This is a genomic window from Janthinobacterium sp. 1L-D-8-B-C4 (assembly GCF_057291295.1).
Window position 1 is genome coordinate 35,933 of sequence record NZ_JBXAVX010000011.1, and the last position, 18,983, is coordinate 54,915.

The following is an 18,983-nucleotide window of genomic DNA, read 5'->3' on the forward strand; positions in this document are numbered from 1 at the left end:
ACCAGAATTTGAAACCGGAGACCTGCAATGAGAATCGAAACCCTGGCCGTGCATGCCGGCTATTCCCCCGACCCGACCACCAAGGCCGCCGCCGTCCCGATCTACCAGACGGTGGCCTACGCTTTTGATAATGCCCAGCACGGCGCCGACCTGTTCGACCTGAAAGTGGCCGGCAATATCTACACGCGCATCATGAACCCGACCCAGGACGTGCTGGAAAAAAGGGTGGCGGCGCTTGAAGGCGGCGTGGCGGCGCTGGCCGTGGCCTCGGGCATGGCGGCGATTACCTATGCGATCCAGACGATTGCCGAAGCGGGCGACAACTTCATCTCGGCCAGCCAGCTGTATGGCGGCACCTACAACCTGTTTGCCCACACCCTGCCGCAGATCGGCATCGAGGTGCGCTTTGCCGATGCGCGCCAGCCCGACACCTTCGCCGCGCTGATCGACAGCCGCACCAAGGCGATCTTCTGCGAGTCGATCGGCAACCCGCTGGGCAATGTAACGGACGTGGCCAAGCTGGCCGAGATCGCCCATGCACACGGCATTCCGCTGATTGTCGACAATACCGTGCCGAGCCCCTATCTGTTCCGCCCGATCGAGCACGGCGCTGACATCGTGGTCCACTCGCTGACCAAATACCTGGGCGGCCATGGCACCACGGTGGGCGGCGCGATTGTCGACAGCGGCAAGTTCCCGTGGGCCGAACACAAGGAACGCTTCAAGCGCCTCAATGAACCGGACGTGTCGTATCACGGTGTGGTCTACACGGAAGCGTTCGGCCCGGCCGCCTTTATCGGCCGCGCGCGGGTGGTCCCGCTGCGCAATATGGGTGCGGCGATTTCCCCCTTGAGCGCCTTCCAGCTGATCCAGGGCATCGAAACGCTGGCGCTACGCATGGACCGCATCTGCGACAACACGCTGGCGCTGGCCAAACACCTGAAACAACATCCGAAAGTCGCCTGGGTCAATTATGCGGGCCTGGAAGACCATCCCGACTACGCGCTGGTGCAAAAATACATGCAGGGCCGCGCCTCGGGTATTTTGTCGTTCGGTTTGAAACTGGCCGAGGGTGCGAATGTCAACCCGGACCCACGCGCGGCCGGCGCCCGCGTGCTCGACGCGCTGCAGCTGTTCACGCGCCTGGTCAATATCGGCGACGCCAAGTCGCTCGCCACGCATCCGGCGTCGACCACGCACCGCCAGCTGAACCCGGAAGAACTGGCCAAGGCGGGGGTATCGGAAGACATGCTGCGCCTGTCGGTCGGCATCGAGCATATCGACGATTTGCGCGAGGATCTGGAACAGGCGCTGGCGGCGGCGTAAGCGCGCTTACGCCAGCAGGCGCGCAACCTGTTTGACGCGCTCGTCCACCGTGCCGGACACGGTGACAGCGGCGATGCCGCGCCGCGCCAGCTCTTGCTGGTACCAGGCATGCTGGCGCGCGCGAAAGTCCTCGTCGCGGCGCGTGCCGTCCTGGATAAACGGAAAATCCGGTGCGCACAGCAGCACCAGGTCGTAGCGGTGTTCGGCCAGTTGCGCCAGTTCTGGCTCGGCGTGGCCGAACATCTCGACGCAGTAGAAAAACGTGGTCATCGGCGAGGTGTCGCAAAACAGCCAGCGCCGTGCCTGCCCTGCCGCCAGCGCCTCGCGCTTGATCTGTTCGCGGCCTATCTTCAGCAAGTCATCGTAGGCCAGCACGCCGTCCTGGCTTTCCCACAGTTCGCGGCCATATTCGGCCACCCAGCTGGTCTCGAAATGCGCGGCCAGCGCGGCGGTGAGCGTGGTCTTGCCGCTCGATTCGCCACCGAGCACGCAGATGCGCGTGACCAGGCTGGCATACACCAGCGGCGACAGAAAGGCGCGCTGCCCATGCGGGTCCAGGCGCACCGCCGTGCCGGAAACGGGTACCAGGTTTCTGGCCCGGTCCACGCTGACATGCGCCACCGCCGACTTTGCATAAAACTCGGCCAGCACGGCGGCAAAACCGGGACCATAGTCTTCGCTGGAAAACACCGCGTCCACCGGCAGGTTCAATACCTTCCAGCATAGCCAGCCCATGAAGTGACGGTGTACATCGCCATCGTCCAGGTCATTGTGCGGCACAGTACGGGCAGGAACACCACGCGCCGCACACAGCGCAGCGAGGCGTTCATCATCGAGCACCACGATGGTCGCCTGCGGAAACAGCGCACGCAGCCAGCCTTCCCGACGCGCCGGCGCCAGGCCGGGAAATTCGGGCTTGGTGTAGCTGACGATCAGCAGTTCTTCGCAGGCGTCCTGCGCGCGCTTGAGCAACAGTTCGTGGCCCCGGTGCAGCGGGCAGAATTTGCCGACCACCAGGGCGCGTTTGTAAAGGTTCATGCTGATGCTTCCTGCAAATCCGAGGTGTATTGAATGATCTTGTCTTCCGCCAGCAAGGCTGCCACCGTGATCTTGTCAAAGAATGGCGCGAGCAAGGCACGCGCCTGGTCTGCTTGCGCCATGGCGCCGGGCGCCAGGCGCAGCACGATGGCGCCGTCCTGCTGCTGGTGCACGCCGAACAGCGCGATGGCCAGCGGTTTCAGGGCGTGCGTAATATCGATATTGTTGATCCAGGCGCCGCTGCTGCTGCGATAGCGCAGCGGACTGCGCCCGGCCAGTCCCACCAGCACCGGGCCGTGTGGTCCATGCGCCAGCGAGGCATGGTCGCCGGTGCGGTAGCGCACCAGCGGCAGGCAAAAGTTGAAGCCACCCGTCACCGTGATTTCGCCACGCGCGCCCTCCGGCACCGGCTTGCCTTCGGCATCGAGGATTTCCACGTACAGCCGGTGCTGCAGCAGCACATGGCCACCAGCGGCCTCATCGTGGACCGCCACCGGTCCCACTTCATTGAGCGAATAGATATCGAGCACGGGACACTGAAAACGCTGTTCCAGCCGTGCGCGCATGCCAGGCAACAGCATCATCGACACCGACATCAGCGCGGCGGGCCGGTGCGTCATCGGCAACGTCAACAGCTCGGCAAACGAGATCGGGTCGCCCGCGATCAGCTCGGGCGCCATCGCGTCCAGGTAGCGCGCACGGTCATCGGCATGGCGCCAGTCGTCCACATGCAGGTTCAGTTTGGCCAGCCCCGATTCGCCCATGGTAGGGGTCACCGAAACATAGGTAAAGCAGCGGCGCTGGTGGCCCAGCAGCATCACGCCGACCTGGCCGGCGCCATGGCGCAGTGTCACGCCAAAGCGGCGCAGTGCACGCTTGTGGAACGCCAGGTAGCGCCCCGCCACCACCGGGTGCGAAGCGATCAGCAAGGGGTGGCCTGTCGTTCCCGTGGTGTGGAAATTGATCATGCGCGCCACGTCGGCGTCATCCGGCACAAAAGATGCGATATCGTGCGACAGGTCGGCGCGGCTGATCGGCGGCACGTCAAGCAGGCGCGCGGGCGGCGAGCCGCAGGCGCGGTAATGCGGCACCGTGGCCCAGGCATGGCGCAGGAAAGCCGCCATCCAGCCTGGCGGCTGGCCAGGCTGCCATGCAATCTCGGCGTCCATCACCTCTTGTTCGTACACGCGCAAGGCCGCCACTTCGTCCGCCTGCAGCTTGTTGCCGCTGCGGTTGCGATAGACGGGCGCGGCCGGGTGGCTGCGCAAGTGCGCCAGCATGCGCCGGCCCGCCTGCGTCAGGGTGGGACAGTAATCGAGGTCGCTGTCCCAGGCGCCGGCAGGCAGGTTCGCGTCACTGTGCAGCAAGCTCATTCGCGCGACCATTTGTCAGCCGATTCCTGTGCCGCTTTCTTGGCCAGCGCTTCGCGGATCTCGCGCGAGCGCTGTTCGGCCACGCGGCTGGCCTCCAGCAGCCGGCGCCGTTCGGTACCGCTGATCGCCGACAGCCGGTCGATGGCTTGCGCCTCGCTTTCGTCGCGGGGCCGGAAAGCGAGGCGCGCGAGCACGATGCGCGCCAGTTCTTCGCGCCGCTCGGGGTCTTGCGTGTACTGGTGCGCGGGCGACGCCGCCGCCAGCTCGCGCGCCGCCTCGCCCAGCACCTGCAGCACGTCCTGCTGCGCCAGTTGCTGCGCAAGGAACCAGTCGTCGGCCAGCAGCCAGCACATGATCATCACCAGCGCCAGGCGGTTGCGGTCGGCCCTGACCTGGGCGCCGTGAAAACCCTGCAACGACGCGGCAGGTGCACGCGCGCCATGCAGGCGCAGGATATCGTTGACCAGCGCGGCCACATGGACCGCCTGCGGGTTGTGCACGCCGGCGATGCGCGGCTCGCGCAGGAATTCGGCGGGCGTATCGGCCAGGCGATGGGTGAGGGTTTCGAGGTGGGGGCCAGGGGTTTGCATTGATTTTTATACTCAGTCAAACCCAAGAGCGAGTGCCGGGGTCGGACCCTGAGGGTCCGACCCCAGTTTCTGCCCTTGGGTTAATTTACACATAATGCCGCTGGCTGAACAGGCGCGCAAATTCCAGCAAATCCTCGAACTGCGCCACGGCATGGATATCCCAGCCCTGCTCGGCGCGCGCGCGTTTCAAGTGGTCATGGGTCTTTTGCATCCAATGGTTGCCACCCGCCTGATCCCAGTCGGTGGCGATGTTCAGCGCCATGGTGCCGCCCGCGCCGCCGTGCTCGATCGCCTTGGCCGAGACATCCCAGCCGCTGTTGCCCAGTTCATCCTGATCGAACATGGTGGTGATGCCGTCGTCGGAAATCATCAGAATATGCGTGGGCCGCTGGCGTTTTACCGCATACGTCTCGCGCAGGCAGTGGATGGGAAATGCCGTGCCGCCGCCATAAAAATCGGTCAGCACGCCAAGAATCATGTCTTCGTCGCGCACGAAACCGGGGGTGCGCATCACCTCGCGCTTGCCGCTCCATAAGGTCACCTGTACTTTGGAGCCGGCGCGCAGTGCGGACAGCGCGATCACGGCGCCGGCCAGGGTCAGGAACGAGGTATGCTGCTGCGGGTTCGGCATGGAGCCGGAGCTGTCGACATACATGTCAAGGTCGACGGGAGCATGGTCCACGTCGCGCGCCGGTTCGCGCCCGTATTCGCGGCGCACGGTGGTCACGCCGGGGATCGGGCGCGGCGACTGCATTACCGACTGCAGCCAGTCGATTTCATCGAGCGGATCGCCGATATCCCATGGCGACAGGCCTTCCATCTGCGGCTCGGTCGATTCGGGCGCGGGTCGTGAAGGAAAGCGCACCAGGTGCGGCAAGGCCCGTTCGCGGTAGTAGCGGATGGCGATTTCATGGTCGGTGAGGTCGATGCCCGACGCCTTCAGAATATCGCCCAGCTCGAACGGTTCGCGCAGCTGGCCGCCGCCCGGCTGGCGTGCTTGTTCAGCGGACGGTTCCGCGTCGTCTTCCAGCCCCGAAATGCGCTTGTCGTGCACCGGGTGGATGGCGCCGTTTTCCTCGTCGTCCTCGATCTGCTGCGCGCCATAGGTCTGGCAGCCACGCGCGGCGTCGCGGGTATCGTGGAAATAGCGGCTCGGATCATCACCCTTCAAGGCGCCCGTATCGTCGACCAGGTAAGGCAGCAGCAAGGTGGCAAAGCGCCCCGCCGCCAGCATCCAGTCGTTGGCATAGACGCGTATCAGGCGCGCGCCCAGCCACGCGTCCGTATCGAGCCGTTCATCGGCCGCGCCGCCGCCAAGATCGCCCTTGGGCAGCTGCCACAGGTTTTCATAGATGCGCATATACAGCAGCCATACCTTGCCCGACGCCGGGCTGTCTTTCGCCTTGCCCTGTTCAAGCTTGCGATAGATATCGGCCATGCGCAGGCTGGCCTGGCGCTGCAGGCGGTCATTGATGAACAGGTCGGTGTACAGATTGGCCACCATCGGCGCATGCTGCTCCAGGGTCGGCAAGGCGCGGCGCATGCGCGCCAGCAGGCGGAACTGGTCGCCGGCGCTGCCGGGCGCCAGGATATGGTGGCCAATCTCGTGGGCGAGGATTTCCAGGCCATAGTCCTGCAGCCCCAGTTCGACCACCAGCGGCAGGTCGACCACCACGCTCTGGTCCAGCAAACGGATCATGGCAAAGCTGCCGCTCAAGCCTTCCTTGGCGGCGGCAACGCGGCTGGCGCACAGGGCCGGGTCGCGCAGGCGCGTGAATTTGCTCCACACGGCCAGCGCCTGCGGCCAGGCGGCGCGCCATTGTTCGATCAGTTCGGCGTGCTGGCTTTTCATGACAGCGGCAGCAGGCGGATCGCATGCGTATAAGGCGAGGTGACGGCCAGCGTCTGCGCATTGGCGACCAGCGCGATATCGCCGGCCGGCAGGTCCAGCGCCAGCACGCGCGCACCGATATGCAAGCTGGCGCCGGCCAGCCGCAAGGACGCCGGCACGTTGGTCGATGCCTGCGCAAATTCGTCTGCGGTGGCGCCATGCAGCACGGCGCCATGCGCGTCGGCTACCAGCAGATAATAGCGCTCGCCGGCGCTGACGACAAAGCCGTCATCGGTCGCGCGCACCAGCGGCGGCGTGTCGAATTCGCCGCCCAGGCCGGCAAACGCGCCAAACTCGATGCCCTCCGGATTGCCGCGCCAGGGCTGGTTCAACAATTGCGTGCGCAACGATGGCCAGTCGAGCTGCGACTCGCCGAAAGCTGCCAGCGCCAGCGCCGCTGGCAATGTATCGGCGGCGGCAATCGCGCCCAAACGGAAATGCGCCACGCCGGCGCGCCACGCCAGCACCTGACCGACGGCGCGCAGCTGCGCCAGGGTAGTAATTTGCGGCGCGATGGCGACCAGCTCGTCCTGCCACTGCCGGGTGCGCGCGCCAGGCACGCCACCCAGGTGAATGGCCGCATTGCTCAGCATGCCCAGCGCATCGACGGGCGCCACCGCCAGCAGCGGCGCAAAACACGGCGCCAGCTCGCGCCAGACATCGGTAAGAAACGGATTTTTCGCCGCCGGACCGGCCAGGCCGTGGCCGACCAGTTCCAGCGCCATGTCGTAAGCGGCCAGGGTAAAACTGCCGGCACGATCAGGCGCGCTTGCTGCCACCGCCTGCACCAGGGGATCGACGCCATCGTGCAAGAAAGCGCCAAAGGCCTGCATGTCGAGCGAAGGAAAGCTGCGCCGCGCTTCCAAGGCGCGGGCGTTGAACTGGGCGCGGCCACTGGCCAGAATGGCGGCAAAGGATGAAGAAATCATGACGTCAGTCGCTATGCGAAAAATGCAGCAGATAACGGTCACTGCCCCGCTCGAACGCGATCTCGTCCCAGTGGATGGCGTACCACATGGGCGGCGTCATCGTTACGGTGTGCATGGTGTAGCCAGCCAGCGCGTCTTCCAGCAACTCGATGAAGGCGGTCGTCAGATTGGCGCGAAAGCCCCCGTCCGGCGCCGCCTGCATATGCTGCGACGAAAAAAACCAGCGCTGGCAAACCGCGATCAATTGCGCGCTGTCGCACGGTGCCGTTGCAATTTGCCATAGCGGCGCAGGCAGTTCGCGCGCCGGGCTGATCACGTTCAGGGCGACATCCTCCACGCGCAAGCCGAGCGCCGTGGGCAGGTCCGGCGCCTCGGGCAGCCGCACCATCTCGTAGATGGCGCACAGATCACTCGCTTCGCCGTTGAGCAGCGCCAGCGCCTCGAGGAACCCCTGGCAGCGATCCAGGCTCATTGAGAACGCAGCCAGCTACGGTAGTTGGTATAGCGCTGGTGCAGGTACTTGAGCTTCAGCAGGTCGTCGTACAGCGGGCCGTACAGCTTGCGCCCTTTTGTGCGTTCGCCGATCAGCTTTTCGATGCGGTTCAAACGCGCCAGCGTATCGCGCTCGCTCAGGCCATCGAGGCCCAGGTCGAATTCGGCCGACAGCACGCCGACCGGATCGTCGCGGTCCAGGTCCAGGCGGTTGAATTCATCGTTCGAGAGATCGAACAGGCGGCGCAGCCAGCCCAGCCTGTCGCTGCGGTAAGCGGCGTTTTCGGGCAGGGCAAAAAACGGTGCATCGAGGTCTGGCTGCAGCTTGTTGTGCAGCACGAAGGGCAGCACCTGGCGCAAGTCCTCCAGAGCCACTTCGCCGTTGCCACGGAAGTAAGCCATCGCCTTGGCGTAGATCAGCAGCGCCATCAGGGTGCGCACCGAGATGCCGTTGAGGGTCTGGCAACCGAGGTCCTTCAGGCGGTCGCGCCCGTTGTCGGCCGCCTGCGCGGCGTTGCGGTCGGTGCCGGACAGGCGCGCCGTATCCTTGGTCATGTATTCGAACTGGCCGCCGGCCGTTTCGAACAGCTCGAACTGGCTGGCGAAAAACTCCAGCCGGCGGCGCACGGCGTCGGGCACGGCTACCTGGCGGATATCGTTGCCGATCTGGTCCACCTCGCCTTCCGTAAAGATGATATCGGGCGGCACCAGCTCTTCGGGGCGCACGTTTTCTTCCACGCGCAGCAGCAGTTCGTTCAAAAAGCGCGGGTTGAAGGCCAGTGCCTGCACGGTGACGTCGACCCGGTCGCGCAGCGCTTCGATCACCTGGTAGGTGCCGCCGCCCTGGTCGTCATTGGCAGTCAGGTACCATGCCGCTTCCGGGCATTCGTAGATATGGTTCAGCACTTCGGCGTAGTTGTCGCCCATGACGGTGAGCAGCGCGCTTTGCGTGCGCGTCGGGATGCGGTTGTATTCATCGACGATTTTCACGCGCATGCCCAGCCAGGCGCGCCAGGCGATGCGAATCTCGTCCATGCTTTGCGCACTGACCAGGTCCGCCGGCAGCGGGTTGCCCAGCAAGTCGGCAATCGTCATCTGCGGGTGGCCATGCTGCATTGCGCGCTTGACCTCTTTCACGGACGATCCAGCCAGCACGCCCATCAGCAGCGCGCTGGCCGTCTTGCCGCGACCCGGACCGCCGACAAACAGGCATTTGCGGCGCGTGGCAAACGTCAGCAAGGGCAGCAAAATAAAGCTCGAATAACTTTGCGCCGACGGCAAATTGAGCGTGCGCCGGCTGTCGCCCACCGCGTAGGTCTGCGCCGGCCCATCGTTGTATTCGATATCGTAATGGGGGCTGATGATGGCGTGGTTGACGATCCAGAAGTAGGCCTGGCGCAGCTTCTCGTCAAACGGCCGCGTTGTGGCTTCCCCTTCCCCGCTCAGGGCCACCGGCCCCTGGTACAGGTCCGCCACATCGAACTGCCGCGCCACGGGCGCCGCCTTGGGTTTGGTGGGGGCCTGGGACAGGCGCTGGAACAGGTTAAAAGGCGGCATGGCAACACTCTTCCGTTAAGGAAATGAAATTATTGCACAAGCCGCCTGCAAGCACTGTTTCAGATGGAAAACTCAGCCCGCCATCGGCGTGGCCAGAAACACCGGCTGCTGTTCGGCCAGGGCCGTCAACGCAGCAACGCTCGGATAGTCGCTGCCTGCCATCACGTCGGGCACCAGCTGCTGCGCAAAACTCCAGGCCACGGCGATGGTGATGCCGGCAATACTCAGGCAGTCCGGCGCCTCTTCGCGCAGCGACGCTTCCAGCTGCGCCCAGGCCCCATGCAGCTGCACCTGGACACGGTCCAGCCAGGGCTGGTGCTGTTTTTCCTGCGGCCGCAAGCGGCGCTCATAGACGATCTGCACGGCTTTGTCGCAGGCCGCCAAAGCATAGCTGGTCTGGCAAAGGGCGCGCAGGCGGGCCTGGCCCGGCTGCGCACTGATGCGGGGAGCATGCGCGGCCAGTTCTTCCAGATACACCAGTATCAAGGTGGAGTCCATCAGCACCTGGCCGTCGTCGGTGACCAGGGTCGGCACTTTGACGGCGGGATTGATGCCTTGTACCTGGGCGAAATCGGAAAACACCGACAAGGGCCGGTGCTCATGGTCCAGGCCCAGCACTTTCATGGCAATGGCAACGCGCCTGACGTAGGGCGAATCGAGCATTCCGATCAATATCATGGTCTACATCCTCTCCAGATGATTCACAAACGCGATGACTTGTGCAGCCACGGGCAGCGGCGCATCCTCCATCAGGAAGTGCCCGGCCTGTTCGTAAAGGTGCAGCGTCGCGCCGGGAATGTCGCGCTGCAGGCGATAAGCATACGCCACCGGCTGCCACTCGTCCTGCTTGCCCCATAATATCTGCACTGGGACCCTCAACTGCGGCAGTTTTTCAGCAAAGTCCATCGTGTAGCACGCGTTATAGTGCGCCACCTGGTGCTGGTAGAACGAGGGCTGACCTACCACGCCGCACAGCGGCTCCAGGTAGCGCATCAAGGTTTCTCCTTGCATCCTGTCCTTGTGGAAAACCGCCATGCCGAGCTGGCGCGCCATCGTGCTGCGATGCTCACTGGCCGGCGTCAAGGCACACTGCACGTATTCGTCGCGCATCTGCTTCCAGGTGGGCGACGGCCAGGAATCGTAGCTGGGCGCATCCGCGATCGTCAGGCTGCGCAGGCGCGCGCCCTGTTCGAACGCCAGGCGCAAGGCAATGGCGCCACCGATATCGTGGCCGAACAGATGGGTGGTCGGCAGTTGCCAGTGGTCGAGCAGCGCGGCCAGCAAGGTCACCTGCGCCGCCACCGAGGTATCGGCATCGACCGGCCGTTCGGATGCGCCAAAGCCCAGCAAATCATACAAATGCACTTGGAAGCCGGTGCCGACAAACAGCGGCACCAGCTCGCGCCAGATGATGGCATGCGCCGGCGTGCCGTGCACCAGCACCAGCGGCGTGCCCCCGCCATGGATGCCGGTGGCGATACGGTGGCCGGAGATCACGGCATGGCCGTTCAACAGTGGTTCTTGACTCGTCATCAGATGTCCTTTTGTTTTCAGAAGTTGCAGGCTAACGCTTGACTCAACATGACACCAGTGACATTCTTTTGACTTTCAATCCTGCTTTTGTCATACCTTATGAACTTGCGTCTTTCTATCGACGCGCTGCGTGTATTCAGGGCGGTGGTACAAACCGGCAGCATGAGCCAGGCCGCCAGCCTGCTCCATTTCAGCCAGTCGGCGGTGAGCTGGAAAATCAAGCGGCTGGAGCAGCAGCTCGGTTGCCAGCTACTGGCAAGGAGCGGCGGGCTGTTCGGCACCACCGACCAGGGCGCTGTGCTGCTGCGGCATGCGGTCAACATACTCGACGCCCACGATGACGCCGTTGCCCACTTTTCGCCATCGGCAATGCATGGCCGGCTGCGGATCGGCGTGACGGAACAAATTTCATTGACGGACGTGTGCGCAGTACTGTCGCAATTCTCGCATCAGCATCCCAAGGTGGACGTTCAGCTGATGGTGGAACAAAGCCAGGTCCTGCGCCAGCGCTTTGTCGACGGTGAGCTGGATCTGATCCTGCACCAGGATTTTGCCAGCATGGCGGCGCCGGGCGACATGCTGCTATGGACCGAAACGCTGCACTGGTGCGCTGCCACGGCAGAGCAGCCACTGCCTGCAGACAGCGTTAAATTGATCACCTACGGGCCGCAATGCTTTTACCGCCGGCTGGCCGAGGAAAAGCTGGGCCAGGCTGGCATCGCGTGGAACGTGAGCCTGGAATGCCCGTCGGTCGCGGGCACGCTGACCGCCATCGCCGCCGGTTTGGGCGTGGCCGTGGTGAATGAACGCAATCTGGTCCAGGGCGTACGGCCGCACGCGACACTGGAACAGCTGGCCCCGCTACCCCGCGTCGCCAGCCTGCTGCGGTCCAACGACAACCTGCCCGATTCGGTGCGAGAGACTTTTTGCCAGATGCTGCTGGCGGCACTGCAAAAAACGACCTGAGCGTTTGTCAGCCAGCCCTGATCCACCACTGCGGCACGCCACCCAACTCGTCCACCATGGTGGTATCGACATCGATGGACAGGCCATTGACGGTGCCGGACTGCGGCCTTTGCATCATCTGGTAACCACGGCCGGGTATGGCCGGCACCGTGCTTTCCGAATGCCAGTAGTGCTGGAACGGCAGGTCGTAGAGCTGCTGGCCATCGAGGCCGCAATTGGCGCCGACGTAGATGCCGGGCAGGTAGTTCCCTGCCGCCACGGCATTGAACCAGCTGGTGCAATAGCCAATCACCTCCTGTGCCGTGGCAGTGGCGCTGACGCCTTCCAGGTCGAGCCATAGATTGACTTGCGGCGGCACGCCGATGGCCAGCGCCTGGGCTGCGGCATTCGCGCCGTGCTCCTGGCCGAGCTGCGCCGTGGGCCGCCAGCCCGGTTCCAGCACATGCTGCACCGGCATCAGGGCCAGGCCGCCTGCGAGTATGCCTTGCGCTTCGCTGGCGGTAAGGTCGCCCGGCGCGGTTTGCGCCTGCAGCGACAGGTAGCGCGCGCAAAAGCGGTAACCCTGGCTGGCGAAGGCCTGCGCCGTATCCTGGCTTACCGGACAATCGGCATCAAAACCCAGGGATTGATCGGGCGCCGGCTGGACAACTCCCGGGGAATTGCTGATGGACTGGCTGGCTGGCATTGCCATCCTCGCAAAATGATTTGATCGGCTCACGATCGTACCACCTGCACGCCAAAAACAAAGCCCCGTCAGCCGGTTTTTTCCGCCATGCGCCAGCGCCGCCATCCCAGCGCCATGCATGCCAACAAAAGGCCCAGCAGCCCCGCCACTTCATGGCGTATGTCGTACAACGAGGCGCCCAGCTGGTTCAGCGCGACGAAACCCTGGATGCCGGCCGTCGACGGCAACAGCCAGCGCAGCGCCTGCAGCGGCGCGGGCATGGAGCTGACGGGCCAGGTCAGGCCGGCCAGGAACAGCACCGGCATCGAGGTGGCGATCATCAGCTGGGTGCCCCGTTCACGCGTGCGAAACAGCATCGCGACCAGCATGCCGAAGGCTGCTTCGGCCAGCGAAAACAGCAGCAGCAACAGCATCATGCCGCCAAAATTGCCACCGCGCGGGTAGTCCTGGAACCAGAACACGAAACCGAAAAAATAGCAGCAGTTCAGGAATACCACCGAGGCGAACGCCAGCAGCATGCCGATATAGCCGCCTGCCGTGCGGCTGCCGGCCAGCGGAAAGGTCTTGCGCTGGTACCAGGTGCCGAACAGCATGGTCATGCCGATCAACAGCGTCTGCTGCACGATCAAAGTAGCCACGCCCGGCACCACATAGGCGCCATAACCTTCCTTCACATTAAACAGCGGCACGGCGTCAAATGCGATCGGCGAGCGCTGGCCAGCAGCCTGGTAGTTCGATGGCGTGGCGGCCGCCAGGCGTTTGAGTTCGATGCCGGCCGAGACCGTGCCCACCACTTCGGCCAGGCCGTTCAGGACCACCTTGTTGAGCATCAGGTACAAGCCGTTGCCCGCCACCTGCGCCTGCGCCGCGCGGCCGGCCAGCACATCGCTCTGCAAGCCTTCGGGGATGATCAGCACGCCCATCACCTCGCCGCGCCACAGCAGGTGCTGGGCGGCCGGCAGTTCGGGCGTGACGGCCACCACCTGCAAGGCCGGATGGGCCATGGCAAAGCGCGTCATCTGGCGCGACATGCTGCTGCGGTCCTGGTCGACCACGGCCACCGGCACGCGCTGCACCACTTCTTTCGTGTAGGGCAGCGGATAAAAAAACGAATATAAAACACCGCCGACAAACAGCAAGGTCAAGGCGCCTTTGTCGGTCAGCATGGCGCGCCAGGTAGCCAGGAAAGCTTGCCACATCATGTGCGTCCCCAGGCAGCGGGCGCATTGGCGCGGCGCGCCAGCAGCAGCATGCCGAGCAGGCCGCAGCCGATGGTAAAAACGGCCAGCACCAGCAACTGCGGCGCGCCATAACGCCACGGCGCACCACCGAGCCAGTAGATCGTCTGCAGTTCCAGGTAATGCGTGAGCGGCAGCGCTTGCGCCCAAGCGCGCGCCAAGGGCGGCATGGCCATCAGCGGAAACGCCTGGCCGGCAAAGGCAAATGCCGGCGCGGTAATAAACGCCGTGCCGGACAAGGACAGGCGCAGCGACAAGGTGGCGGCGATCAGCAGCAGACCCAAGGCGCAATACGCCAGCACCAGCAGCAGCATGCCCAGCAACAGGCCGGGCAAGCTGCCCGCCACCGCCCAGCCCCGTGCCAGGCTGAAAAACAGCAGATACAGCAGCGCCAGCGCCATATACGCGGCCAGCGGAAACAGCAGCTTGGCGCCTACCGCGCGCCACCAGTTGCCGTTGGCCGAGGCCAGCCATTGCGGCACGGTGCCGTCGCGCAGTTCGCGGCCGATGGTGGTGACGACCGCGATCACGATAAAGATCTGCAGCATCGACGGCATCAGCGCCAGGGTCAGAAACGCCTCATAGCTGATGTTCTCGTTATACAGGCTGTTCAACTGCGTGCGGACCGGTTCGAACTGGGCGGCCGCCTGCACGCCGGAGACGCCTTTCTTTGCGCGCGCCGTCATTTCCACGCCGGCCGACAAGGTGGTCGACACCGTGCGCACGTCGCGCAGCAAGGCCCCCGCGTGCGAGGAAAACTGCGCGTTGTACAGCCACTGCACGGTGGCCTGGCGACCAGCGAGCAGTTCTTGTTCAAAGTCAGACGGAATCACCAGGTAGCCGAAAGCGCTGCGCTCGCGCAGCAGCTGCAATGCTTCGTCGCTGGAGCCGACCTTGGCGGCCACCTTGATGCCGGGCGAGGCGTCGAGCCAGCGCGTGAGCTGGCGCGACAAGCTGGAGTTATCGTTGTCGATGACGGCGATCGGCAGGTCGCGCGCGACGCCGGCCGAGAAAATCCACCACAGCAGGCCGCACAGCAGCAGCGGTATCGCGCTCAGCATGGCCAGGTCCCAAAAATCGGCACGCAGCCGCGCCCATTCGCGCGCCAGGGCCGCTGGCTGCTTGATTGCTTCAGCCATGGAGCTTCACAGCGGCGGAAACACGACCGACATGCCGGGGCGCAGGCCTTCGACCCTGATGGCCGGGCGCAAGCGTATCTCGAAGGTGCGCAAGTCGGTGCCGCCCGGGCGAGCCGCGCGCCAGGTGGCGAAGTCCGGCATCACGGCCACCGAACTGACCTTGAAGGTCAGCTGCTGTTTCAGTGCCGGCACATTGGCCGTGTGCGTGCTGCCCATGGCGAACGCCGCCATCTCGTCCTCGCGCACCTGCAGCACGGCCCAGGCGTCGGCCAGGTTGACCAGGGTTATCACGGGAAAGCCCTGCGGCGCCAGTTCGCCGGGCTGTATCTGGATCTTGCTGACCTGGCCGGCCACCGGTGCGGCGATTTTGGTTTCGGCGAGCGCCACCTGCGCTTCGGTCAGCACGGCGCCCACCTGGCGCGCCTGGGCGTTCGCGGCATTCCTGTCCTCGGGCCGCGCACCGGCATTGGCCATGTCGTACTGCGCGCGCGCGGCCTGCGCCTGCTGCTCGGCGGCGCGCCACTGGGCTTCAGCCTCGTCTCGCTTCTGGCGCGCGATCACGCCCTCGGCAAACATATTATTCACTCTGTCATACGTGGTCCTGGCGATGGCCGCGCCGGTCTGCGCGCGCTGCCAGTTGGCCTTTGCCGCCCGTACTTCCTCGGGCCGCGCGCCGGCCTGCGCTTTCTGCGCCACGGCGTCGGCCGCCTGCGCCGCGGCGGTGGCTTGCGCGACCTTGGCGTCCACCTCCAGGCTGGTCAGCTGGAACAGCAGCTGGCCCTGGCTGACCGTGTCACCGAGCTTCACATTCACCTGGCCGACCCGGCCCGCCACCTTCGACGAGACATTGACTTCCTGCGCATCCATCTGCCCTTGCAAGGGCAGGCGCTGCGGCTGGAAAGCCTGGTACAAGCCCCAGGCGACAAAGATCAGGATAACAATGCCGAGCAGCCCGGCAAGCTGTTTTTTGGTCTTGCTCATTGTGCGGTATCCATAGGTAAATGCAGGTCGGCTTGCGCGGCCAGGCTGGCCAGGCGCTGCGTCTCGCCGGCCGCTTCGAGCAGCTGCGCCAGCGCCAGCACATAGTTGTAGGCGCTCTGCGCGCGCTGGGTCTCGATCTTCGCCAGGTTCAGGCGCGCGTCGACCACTTCCAGCGACGTCACCTGCCCCTGCTGGAAAGCCACCGTCTGCAGGCGGATGTTTTCACGCGCCAGTTCCACCGACGAGCCGGTGGAAAGGAACTGGATGCGCGCGTTTTCCAGTGCGCGCCAGTTCTTTTCGATCAGGGTGGGAATATCGCGTTCGGCCTGGCGCGCCGTCACTTCCACCCTTTCCTGGTCCAGTTTCGCCGCTTCGATCAGCTTGCCCGTATTGATGCGGTGGACCAGCGGTACCGATACCACCACCCCGACCGCCCAGTTCGAGCGCACCACGCGCTCGCCGCCCCGGTTCAGGTTGTAGTTACCGACGGCGAACACGGTAGGGCTGTACTCCTTGCCGTGCAGGCGCAGCGCCTGTTCCGACTGAAAACGCTTGCTGGCGATCTTTTTCCAGGCCGCGTTCTCGCGCATGCCGGTATCGATGAACGATTGCAGCGAGCCCACCGGCAGCGAATTGACGAACAGAGGCGTGGCCGGACGCACCTGGGCGCCGGTATTCAGCAGGCGGTCCAGCGCCACCTGCGCGATTTGCGCCTCGCTGCGCGCCTGGGCTTCCTCGCTGCGCGCCCCGTCGAGCGCCACGTCGGCGCGCAGGCGTTCGGCGCGCGAAATCAAGCCGCCCTTTTCCAGCCTGGCCGCGTCGCGCTGGTGCTCAATCACCCCCATCGTCACTTCCGCGCGCACGGCCACCACCCGTTGCGCCAGCAGCAGCTGAAAATAGCGCTGCGCCACCTGGGTGGACAGCTTTTCCTCGGCTTCGGCCTGTTCGGCATCGGCCTCCTGCGCCATGCCGGCCGCCACGCCCTTGACGGCATCTAACCGCCCGGCCGTATAAATCGGCCACATGCCGACCAGGCCGAACGAGGTGAGATTGGTCACCACGTCGCGGTCCAGCGAATTCGGTATTTCCGGTATCGGCAAGTTCGGCAGCGCCGCGCCGATGCCGCCCGCGACGCCGGCAAGCCGGCTGGTATCGAGGGAAAGGTCGGTCGACAGGCGGCCGCGAAAGGCCGTCAGGTCCAGCGAGGGGCCGTCGATATTCGACAAGGTCTCGGCCTTCAGCGTCTTGGCGCGCACCTCGAGCGAGGCGCCCTGCACGGCGCCAGAAGCGGCGGCCGCCTGGCGCAGCGCTTCGCCAAAGCTGAGCGTCTGCGCCTGTGCGGGAAGCAACAGCACCAGCGCCACGGCGCCGGCAAACAATCGCAAACAAGGTACTGCAGTGGGGCCCATGTGGTGTCCTGTCCATAAAAAAGCGAAAGCACGCGATGGCGATGTTTATACTTTCACAATAGCAATTATAGGCAAGGATGTCCACGCCAGCCTGCACTGCAGGCCGTGCCGCTGCCACGCGAAAACGGGCGCCTCTTGCGAAGGCGCCCGTGCCTGTCATTCTCTACACATTACCGCTTGTTGCCTTGACTTCAAGCCATGATTGTCGCATTTTCCTTTTCAAACACGGCAAAGAACTCGGTCGCCATGTTACGGATGGCACGGCCGATATTGGCGTAGTCGTATTCGTTCAGGTTGGCTAGCGAGATCCGGCCCGATGGATGCGTGGTGCCGAAACCGCGGCCCGGCAACAGGATGACGCCGGTTTCCTGGGCAAGACGAAACAGCGCTTCGTTCGGCTTGAGCTTTTTCAGCAGCCATTGTGAAAATTCCACGCCATGCATCTGCGCGGCCAGCAACTCCATGTCCAGTAAATGGTAGTAGCGCACGGAATTGGCGTCGTGCACCATCGGCAGGCCCAGTTCGCGGTACAGCGCTTCCTTGCGACGCAGCACGATGCGTTTCATCGATTGCTTGTACTTCTGCTCTTCGTCCATCAGCGAGAACAGCGAGAACAGGGTCATCTGCGCTTGTACGGGCGTTGACAGGCCGGCCGTGTGGTTTAACGCCACGGTGCGGCTGTCGGCCACCAGGCGGTCGATGAATTTCAGTTCGCGAGGCTCGGTGGTAATCGAGTGGTAGCGTTCATCCAGCTGTTGCTTGATCGCTTCCGGCAATTTGGCGATCTTGTCGTCGATCACATTGTTTTCGTGCGTGGCCACCACCCCCATGCGCCAGCCCGTCGCGCCGAAGTATTTCGAAAACGAGTACACGAGGATGGTGTTGAACGGACAAATGGCGAACAGCGAGACGAAATTGTCGGCGAACGTGCCGTACACATCGTCAGTGAGGATGATCAGGTCCGGGCGCTGGCGGATGATCTTGGCGATGTATTCCAGCGTGTCGTCATCGATCTTGACGGATGGCGGATTGCTGGGATTGACGAGAAAGAAGGCCTTCACTTTCGGGTCCAGCAGCTTGTCCAGCTCGGTCTTGGTGAATTGCCAGTTGTTCGATTGCGGTGCGTCGATGTGCACGGTATTGAGCTTGTAATCATTAAGCTGGGGAATTTCGATATACGGCGTAAAGATCGGCATGCCCAGGGCGATGGTGTCGCCTTCCTGGATGATGTGGTTCGATTTCAGGCTGGCGAACAGGTATGTCATGGCCGCCGTGCCGCCTTCGACGGCGTACATGTCGAAGTTGCCCACGAACGGATGTTTGCCGATCATTTCGCGGTGAATATACTGGCCGACGATTTGCTCGGACAGGCGCAGCATGCGGTCCGGCACGGGATAGTTGCAGCCGAGGATGGCTTCGCACATCTCGTAGATGAAGTCGCCCGCGCTCAGGCCCAGCTGGTCGCGCACATATGACACGGCCGCTTCGATGAAGTGCACGCCCGGCGTGGCGGCCTGCTGGCGCACGAAGATTTCAAAGCGGGCCTCGATGCCCTGGCGTGTGGGAAAGCCGCCCACGTCGTCCATGTACACATAGGAACGCTCCGCCTCCGTCATGGCGAACTGGCCGAACTGGAAAAAACCATGGCGTGGCGTGGTGGCCAGAAAATTCGGGTTGCCGCGGCCCGCATTAAGCATCAGGCGGTTGCTTTGCATGGCCGTCTGAATCAGCGCATCCTTCAATTCGAATGGGCTCAACAGGGCGAGTTTGGCGGGGTTCGTGAAATCCATTTTTGCTACTCCTTCAGAATGAAATTGTTCGGGTTCTTGCAACGAC

General features: G+C 64.0%; 17 protein-coding genes. 2 read left to right on the top strand and 15 right to left on the bottom strand.

Going from position 1 to position 18,983, the window contains the following annotated elements; genetic code table 11:
• Positions 1-27: 27 nt before the first annotated feature.
• Complete coding sequence (locus tag AC0Z42_RS18795; RefSeq protein WP_485469714.1) at positions 28-1,326, top strand: O-acetylhomoserine aminocarboxypropyltransferase/cysteine synthase family protein; 1,299 nt, start codon at positions 28-30, stop codon at positions 1,324-1,326.
• A 6-nt stretch (positions 1,327-1,332) separates the two neighbouring features.
• On the opposite strand, the gene AC0Z42_RS18800 is transcribed toward AC0Z42_RS18795, so the two are convergent.
• The 9 genes from AC0Z42_RS18800 to AC0Z42_RS18840 form a co-directional block, all read right to left on the bottom strand.
• On the bottom strand, positions 1,333-2,364 hold the full coding sequence (locus AC0Z42_RS18800) for an AAA family ATPase (protein WP_485469715.1): 1,032 nt from the start codon (positions 2,362-2,364) through the stop codon (positions 1,333-1,335).
• Positions 2,361-3,749, bottom strand: a complete 1,389-nt coding sequence (locus AC0Z42_RS18805) for a phenylacetate--CoA ligase family protein (RefSeq protein ID WP_485469716.1) — start codon at positions 3,747-3,749, stop codon at positions 2,361-2,363. Before AC0Z42_RS18805 ends, AC0Z42_RS18800 begins: the two co-directional genes overlap by 4 nt.
• On the bottom strand, positions 3,734-4,327 hold the full coding sequence (locus tag AC0Z42_RS18810) for a hypothetical protein (protein ID WP_485469717.1): 594 nt from the start codon (positions 4,325-4,327) through the stop codon (positions 3,734-3,736). Before AC0Z42_RS18810 ends, AC0Z42_RS18805 begins: the two co-directional genes overlap by 16 nt.
• Positions 4,328-4,412: 85 nt before the next feature.
• Complete coding sequence (locus AC0Z42_RS18815; RefSeq protein WP_485469718.1) at positions 4,413-6,179, bottom strand: VWA domain-containing protein; 1,767 nt, start codon at positions 6,177-6,179, stop codon at positions 4,413-4,415.
• Complete coding sequence (locus AC0Z42_RS18820) at positions 6,176-7,147, bottom strand: hypothetical protein (protein ID WP_485469719.1); 972 nt, start codon at positions 7,145-7,147, stop codon at positions 6,176-6,178. Before AC0Z42_RS18820 ends, AC0Z42_RS18815 begins: the two co-directional genes overlap by 4 nt.
• Positions 7,148-7,151: 4 nt before the next feature.
• The gene (locus tag AC0Z42_RS18825) at positions 7,152-7,619 is read right to left on the bottom strand and encodes a hypothetical protein (RefSeq protein WP_485469720.1); all 468 of its coding nucleotides are present in this window, start codon (positions 7,617-7,619) and stop codon (positions 7,152-7,154) included.
• Complete coding sequence (locus AC0Z42_RS18830; RefSeq protein ID WP_485469721.1) at positions 7,616-9,196, bottom strand: AAA family ATPase; 1,581 nt, start codon at positions 9,194-9,196, stop codon at positions 7,616-7,618. Before AC0Z42_RS18830 ends, AC0Z42_RS18825 begins: the two co-directional genes overlap by 4 nt.
• Positions 9,197-9,268: 72 nt before the next feature.
• Complete coding sequence (locus AC0Z42_RS18835) at positions 9,269-9,874, bottom strand: glutathione S-transferase (RefSeq protein WP_485469722.1); 606 nt, start codon at positions 9,872-9,874, stop codon at positions 9,269-9,271.
• Positions 9,875-9,877: 3 nt separating this feature from the next.
• Positions 9,878-10,729 carry an alpha/beta fold hydrolase gene (locus tag AC0Z42_RS18840; RefSeq protein WP_485469723.1) on the bottom strand — a complete coding sequence of 284 codons (852 nt, stop codon included), beginning with the start codon at positions 10,727-10,729 and terminating at the stop codon, positions 9,878-9,880.
• 99 nt (positions 10,730-10,828) lie between these two features.
• On the opposite strand from AC0Z42_RS18840, the gene AC0Z42_RS18845 reads away from it, so the two are divergent.
• Positions 10,829-11,695, top strand: a complete 867-nt coding sequence (locus AC0Z42_RS18845) for a LysR family transcriptional regulator (RefSeq protein ID WP_485469724.1) — start codon at positions 10,829-10,831, stop codon at positions 11,693-11,695.
• A 7-nt stretch (positions 11,696-11,702) separates the two neighbouring features.
• Here AC0Z42_RS18845 and AC0Z42_RS18850 read toward each other — a convergent pair whose 3' ends face one another.
• From AC0Z42_RS18850 to AC0Z42_RS18875, 6 genes are all read right to left on the bottom strand, one after another.
• Positions 11,703-12,380, bottom strand: a complete 678-nt coding sequence (locus AC0Z42_RS18850) for a DUF1906 domain-containing protein (protein WP_485469725.1) — start codon at positions 12,378-12,380, stop codon at positions 11,703-11,705.
• A 68-nt stretch (positions 12,381-12,448) separates the two neighbouring features.
• Positions 12,449-13,582, bottom strand: coding sequence for an ABC transporter permease (locus AC0Z42_RS18855; RefSeq protein WP_485469726.1), 1,134 nt, complete (start codon positions 13,580-13,582; stop codon positions 12,449-12,451).
• Positions 13,579-14,757 (bottom strand): ABC transporter permease, encoded by a 1,179-nt coding sequence (locus AC0Z42_RS18860; RefSeq protein WP_485469727.1) that lies wholly within the window; start codon positions 14,755-14,757, stop codon positions 13,579-13,581. The genes AC0Z42_RS18855 and AC0Z42_RS18860 overlap by 4 nt, the downstream gene beginning before the upstream one ends.
• A 6-nt stretch (positions 14,758-14,763) precedes the next feature.
• Positions 14,764-15,738: an HlyD family secretion protein gene (locus AC0Z42_RS18865; protein ID WP_485469728.1), complete on the bottom strand. Its 975-nt coding sequence runs from the start codon at positions 15,736-15,738 to the stop codon at positions 14,764-14,766.
• Complete coding sequence (locus AC0Z42_RS18870; protein WP_485469729.1) at positions 15,735-17,147, bottom strand: TolC family protein; 1,413 nt, start codon at positions 17,145-17,147, stop codon at positions 15,735-15,737. The genes AC0Z42_RS18865 and AC0Z42_RS18870 overlap by 4 nt, the downstream gene beginning before the upstream one ends.
• A gap of 191 nt (positions 17,148-17,338) precedes the next feature.
• Entirely contained in the window at positions 17,339-18,937 is a 1,599-nt protein-coding gene (locus AC0Z42_RS18875) for a bifunctional aspartate transaminase/aspartate 4-decarboxylase (RefSeq protein ID WP_485469730.1), read from the bottom strand.
• Between the last annotated feature and the right edge of the window lie 46 nt (positions 18,938-18,983).

Bases quoted from the DNA above. Each gene is read 5' to 3' on its own strand.
- AC0Z42_RS18795 (WP_485469714.1), top strand. From the start codon at position 28: ATGAGAATCGAAACCCTGGCCGTGCATGCCGGCTATTCCCCCGACCCG.
- AC0Z42_RS18800 (WP_485469715.1), bottom strand. From the start codon at position 2,364: ATGAACCTTTACAAACGCGCCCTGGTGGTCGGCAAATTCTGCCCGCTG.
- AC0Z42_RS18805 (WP_485469716.1), bottom strand. From the start codon at position 3,749: ATGGTCGCGCGAATGAGCTTGCTGCACAGTGACGCGAACCTGCCTGCC.
- AC0Z42_RS18810 (WP_485469717.1), bottom strand. From the start codon at position 4,327: ATGCAAACCCCTGGCCCCCACCTCGAAACCCTCACCCATCGCCTGGCC.
- AC0Z42_RS18815 (WP_485469718.1), bottom strand. From the start codon at position 6,179: ATGAAAAGCCAGCACGCCGAACTGATCGAACAATGGCGCGCCGCCTGG.
- AC0Z42_RS18820 (WP_485469719.1), bottom strand. From the start codon at position 7,147: ATGATTTCTTCATCCTTTGCCGCCATTCTGGCCAGTGGCCGCGCCCAG.
- AC0Z42_RS18825 (WP_485469720.1), bottom strand. From the start codon at position 7,619: ATGAGCCTGGATCGCTGCCAGGGGTTCCTCGAGGCGCTGGCGCTGCTC.
- AC0Z42_RS18830 (WP_485469721.1), bottom strand. From the start codon at position 9,196: ATGCCGCCTTTTAACCTGTTCCAGCGCCTGTCCCAGGCCCCCACCAAA.
- AC0Z42_RS18835 (WP_485469722.1), bottom strand. From the start codon at position 9,874: ATGATATTGATCGGAATGCTCGATTCGCCCTACGTCAGGCGCGTTGCC.
- AC0Z42_RS18840 (WP_485469723.1), bottom strand. From the start codon at position 10,729: ATGACGAGTCAAGAACCACTGTTGAACGGCCATGCCGTGATCTCCGGC.
- AC0Z42_RS18845 (WP_485469724.1), top strand. From the start codon at position 10,829: ATGAACTTGCGTCTTTCTATCGACGCGCTGCGTGTATTCAGGGCGGTG.
- AC0Z42_RS18850 (WP_485469725.1), bottom strand. From the start codon at position 12,380: ATGCCAGCCAGCCAGTCCATCAGCAATTCCCCGGGAGTTGTCCAGCCG.
- AC0Z42_RS18855 (WP_485469726.1), bottom strand. From the start codon at position 13,582: ATGATGTGGCAAGCTTTCCTGGCTACCTGGCGCGCCATGCTGACCGAC.
- AC0Z42_RS18860 (WP_485469727.1), bottom strand. From the start codon at position 14,757: ATGGCTGAAGCAATCAAGCAGCCAGCGGCCCTGGCGCGCGAATGGGCG.
- AC0Z42_RS18865 (WP_485469728.1), bottom strand. From the start codon at position 15,738: ATGAGCAAGACCAAAAAACAGCTTGCCGGGCTGCTCGGCATTGTTATC.
- AC0Z42_RS18870 (WP_485469729.1), bottom strand. From the start codon at position 17,147: ATGGGCCCCACTGCAGTACCTTGTTTGCGATTGTTTGCCGGCGCCGTG.
- AC0Z42_RS18875 (WP_485469730.1), bottom strand. From the start codon at position 18,937: ATGGATTTCACGAACCCCGCCAAACTCGCCCTGTTGAGCCCATTCGAA.